This is a genomic window from Pseudomonas folii (genome assembly GCF_014357575.1).
Classification (GTDB): domain Bacteria; phylum Pseudomonadota; class Gammaproteobacteria; order Pseudomonadales; family Pseudomonadaceae; genus Aquipseudomonas; species Aquipseudomonas folii.
This window is the reverse complement of sequence record NZ_JACONW010000250.1, coordinates 1-4,456: the sequence shown is the minus strand read 5'-3', so window position 1 is coordinate 4,456 and position 4,456 is coordinate 1. Positions and strand designations below refer to the sequence as shown.

Here is a 4,456-nt window from a genome sequence, read left to right as displayed (position 1 = left end):
CAAAGATCGGTGCGATCCAGCAAGATCTCCACAAATTCGTCTGCCAGCCAGGGATCTCGCGCCCTACACCAGCTTGAAATGGCTGTGCAACGCCGCGATGTGCTCCGGCCCGATGCCACAGCAGCCTCCGATTACCGAAGCGCCCTGCTCTACCCAGGTATTTGCCCACTTTGCATAAGCGTCTGGCCCAAGGTCTGCGCGGATCTCGTGCAAGGTGTCGTTGGCGCCTTCTTCTTCCACTTCCATCACCGGGAATGCGTTGGCGTACACGCCCAACTCGATCTGCGCAGATGCCGCCTCAATCACTTCACGCGCCGCCACCAGTGCGGCAGCCATGACTTCCGGCTGGCTGCAATTGAACAGCACTGCACCGGCACCCAGTTCGATAGCAACTGCCGTCGCCTCAGCCACCGTCTCGCCAGAGCGCAAACGAGGACCATGGTCTTCACCGTCTTCCAGGGTAAACGACAGCCACAAAGGCTTGTCATCCTGACCCAGCGCTTCCCGTACCGCACGTACTTCAGCGATCGAGCTTTGGGTTTCAGCCAGCCACACATCGACGCTGGCCTTCAGCCCATGAATCAGGATGCGATGGATCGCCACCGACTGATCATGATCGAACAGATCCGGACGATAAGAACCCAACGCTGGCGGCAACGACCCTGCAACCTGAACAGGTTGTGAGGCTTCCGATGCGGCCTGACGTGCAAGCTGGCCCGCCAGCTCGGACAGCGCAGGAGCATCCGCTCTGAAACGCTCTTCACCCAGGTGAAACGGCACCAACGCGTAGCTGTTGCTGGTGATGATCCGCGCACCGGCGTTGATAAAAGCCTGATGCGCCTTGAGGACAAATTCCGGAGCTTCGATCAACGCCAGTGCCGACCATTCAGGCTGACGAAATGGCGCACCGATGCGCATGAGCTCCCGACCCATGCCGCCGTCAAGCAAGCGTAGCGGGATTGATTTTACGGGTGTGGACATGGGAACTCCTGAAAGCTGGGCATCTGCTGCGCGAATGCAGAGGCAACGGATGAGTGAATTGAAAATTTAAGCCGATTGATAAACCGCAAAATCCGTGGCTTATAACCAAAGCAAAGGCACATAGATCAATTAATAATTAAGGACATTTTTAATATCGCGTTTAAATATATACCAATTATTTGTGTTCGATCTATTCGGTGATGTGATGAATCTACGTGCTGTTTTGCCTTTGAGCCTTGCCCTGCTGTCCGTCTGCTCTACCGCCATGGCCGGTGCGACGCTGGATAAAATCAATAAAAAAGGTGAAATGGTCGGCGTGATGATGGAGAACTACCCACCGTTTTCCTTCCTTAATGATCAAAACCAGCTGGACGGATTCGACGTCGACGTAGCAAAAGCAGTCGCCGACAAGCTGGGCGTGAAACTGCAACTGGCCACTCCGTCCTGGGACGTCATCGCCGCAGGCCACTGGGGCAACCGCTACGATGTGTGCATCTGTTCCATGACCCCGAGTCAGGCCCGCGCTCAGGTATTCAACTTCCCCGTTGAGTACTACCAGTCGCCAGCGGTCATCGTGGTCAACGCCAAAAATGACGCGATCAAGTCCGCCAAAGACCTTTCGGGCAAGAAGGTTGGGATCATCAGCGCTTCCACCTACGAGGCCTACCTCAACAAGGACCTGGTGATTGAAGGTGCAGAAGACAAGCCGATCAGCTACCCGTTCGATGCCGTCCAGGCTGCACCGTACGACAACGAAACCGTGGCGTTCCAGGACCTGGCACTGGGCGCAGGTGTGCGTCTCGACGCCATGATCACTAACCTGATCACTGCACGCGAGCGCATCAATCAGGATCCGCGCTTCAAGATCGCTGGCGACGCGCTATACGCCGAACCTAACGTTGTCGCGACCGAAAAAGGCGATGCTGAATGGGATGCCAAGCTGACCAAGGTCATTGCCGAGCTCAAGGCAGACGGCACGCTGGGCAAGATCTCCCAGAAATGGATCGGCTCTGATATTACCCAATGAGCGAGCATCAACCTGCCCCACCTGACTTGAACGCCGGATCTTCGCGCCTGTTGCGAATTTTCGGCTTCAAAACGCGGCTGTACCTGACCTGGATGGTGATGCTCGGTCTGTGCATCGCGTTTTTCATGAGCTTCGACCTGAAGTTCTCGATCATCGCCGCGAAATGGGAATACCTGGTCGGCCTGCATCTGGCACCCAACGGCTTTCTGCAAGGCGCGGCGCTGACCCTTTTCCTGTGTTTCTGCTCGATATGGCTGTCGCTGATACTGGGCTTCGCCACCGCACTCGCGCGCTTGTCCAATAGCGCCGTGGCGTTTGGCATCGCCAGTTTCTATGCGTCGTTCTTCCGTGGCACGCCGCTGTTGATTCAGATCCTGCTGATCTATCTCGGTTTGCCGCAATTGGGCGTGGTGCCGGGCGCGATCAGCGCGGGCATTATTGCCCTGTCGCTGAACTACGGCGCGTACCTGAGCGAGATCTTTCGGGCGGGCATCATCGGTGTTTCACCCGGGCAACGCGAAGCCGCTGCGGCACTGGGCATGCGCCCTACCGTGGTGTTCTGGCAAATCACTTTGCCGCAAGCCATGCGCACCATCATTCCGCCGACCACCAGCCAATTCATTTCCATGCTCAAGGACTCGTCCCTGATCTCGGTGATGGGTGTCTGGGAAGTCATGTTCCTCGCGCAGTCTTACGGCCGGTCGTCCTACCGCTATATCGAAATGCTGACCACGGCGGCGCTGATCTATTGGCTGCTGTCCATCGGACTGGAGTTGATTCAGGCACGTCTGGAGCGGCACTACGGCAAGGCTTACAAAAACCAGCGCTGAGTTGATCACGGCACCATTCAGTCAACTCAGGTGCGGGTGGACCGATGCGATGGGCGCAGCTAACCTGTCGCCCTTGCTTCCTGCCCGTAGAGACTGAAATGACGACCCAACTGGACACCGTATTCGAACGCCACGGCACCGACAGCAAAAAGTGGAGCCTGTACCCCGCCGACGTGCTGCCGATGTGGGTAGCGGACATGGATTTCCCGGTGGCCGAACCGATTATTCAGGCGTTGCAGAAACGACTGGAACATCCGCTGCTCGGTTACGGCGTGGCACAGGACAACCTGCGCCAGACAGTGGTCGAGTATCTCTGGCAGCGTTATGCCTGGCGTGTTCAACCTGAAGAACTGGTATTCCTGCCCGGCGTCGAGCCGGGCTTTAACATGGCGCTCAACGCACTGGTTCCGGCCGACTCCGGCGTCGTCTTGCAAACGCCGAATTACTCACCACTGTCTCAAGCGCCGAATCACTGGCAGCAGCCGCGTATCGAATTGCCGTTCAAGGCTGACGCCAATGGCGAGTACCACACCGACATGGCTGCGCTGAATGGCAAACTGGCCAGCGCCGGTGCCTTGTTGCTGAGCAACCCTCATAACCCGCTGGGCAAGGTCTTCAGTGGCGAAGAGCTGCATCTGATTGGCGAAGCCTGCGTGCAGCATGACGTGCTGATCATTTCTGATGATATTCACGCCGACATTCTCTTCGATGGCCGTCGGCATGTGCCCATCGCATCCCTCAGCCCGCAGATTGCCCAGCGCACAGTCACGCTGATGTCAGCGAGCAAGGCCTATAACATCGCCGGGCTGAAAACCGCGTTTGCAGTGATTCAGAATGAGTCTCTGCGTAAACGCTTCAACGCCGGTCGCCTGGGTCTGGTCGACAGCGTCAACGTGCTCGGTCTTGAAGCCACGCGAGCGGCTTACAGCGAATGCGGTGAATGGTTGAGCGACGTCAACGCGTACCTGCAGGCCAATCGTGATTATCTGGCCCAAGCGGTTAAAGAACGACTGCCTGGCGTGGTCATGCACCTGCCACAAAGCACCTACCTCGCCTGGCTGGACTGCTCCGCATTAGGCCTGGACGATCCCCAGAAATTTTTCCTCGAACACGCCAAAGTCGGCCTCAGCGCCGGAGCGGAATTTGGTGATGATTGCCAGCAATTCGTGCGGCTTAACTTCGGTTGCCCAAGGGTGCTCCTGGAGGAAGGGTTGGCGCGGATGGAACGCAGTCTGCGGGATCGCTAAAGATGGGTCCAACGAGACAGAAGGCCTGAATCACCGCATCAAACCTTCTCGCCAACAAGTTGCCTCCTACCTGACTCAGCGCAAACCGGTAGGAGCGAACTTGTTCGCGAGACGGTCGAGCTGAATCACCGCAGTAAGCCCCCTCGCCAACAAGTAGCCTCCTACCTGACTCAGCGCAAAACCGGTAGGAGCGAACTTGTTCGCGAGACGGTCGAGCTGAATCACCGCAGCAAGCCCTCTCGCCAACAAGTTGCCTCCTACCTGACTCAGCGCAAACCGGTAGGAGCGAACTTGTTCGCGAGACGGTCGAGCTGAATCACCGCAGCAAGCCCCCTCGCCAACAAGTTGCCTCCTACCTGACACAGCGCAAA

Annotated in this window: 4 protein-coding genes; 3 read left to right on the top strand and 1 reads right to left on the bottom strand. The window is 57.4% G+C overall.

Translation table 11 applies throughout. The features are described 5' to 3' along the window. Positions 1-63: 63 nt before the first annotated feature. Positions 64-981, bottom strand: coding sequence for a homocysteine S-methyltransferase family protein (locus H8S59_RS26185; protein WP_187523300.1), 918 nt, complete (start codon positions 979-981; stop codon positions 64-66). 205 nt (positions 982-1,186) lie between these two features. Between H8S59_RS26185 and H8S59_RS26180 the strand changes: the two genes are divergently transcribed. The 3 genes from H8S59_RS26180 to H8S59_RS26170 all read left to right on the top strand — a co-directional run bounded on the left by H8S59_RS26180 (position 1,187) and on the right by H8S59_RS26170 (position 4,085). Beyond that, complete coding sequence (locus H8S59_RS26180) at positions 1,187-2,008, top strand: transporter substrate-binding domain-containing protein (RefSeq protein ID WP_095098158.1); 822 nt, start codon at positions 1,187-1,189, stop codon at positions 2,006-2,008. After that, complete coding sequence (locus tag H8S59_RS26175; RefSeq protein WP_095098160.1) at positions 2,005-2,838, top strand: amino acid ABC transporter permease; 834 nt, start codon at positions 2,005-2,007, stop codon at positions 2,836-2,838. The genes H8S59_RS26180 and H8S59_RS26175 overlap by 4 nt, the downstream gene beginning before the upstream one ends. Before the next feature lie 98 nt (positions 2,839-2,936). After that, positions 2,937-4,085 carry a MalY/PatB family protein gene (locus tag H8S59_RS26170; protein ID WP_187523299.1) on the top strand — a complete coding sequence of 383 codons (1,149 nt, stop codon included), beginning with the start codon at positions 2,937-2,939 and terminating at the stop codon, positions 4,083-4,085. The last annotated feature ends 371 nt before the right edge of the window (positions 4,086-4,456 follow it).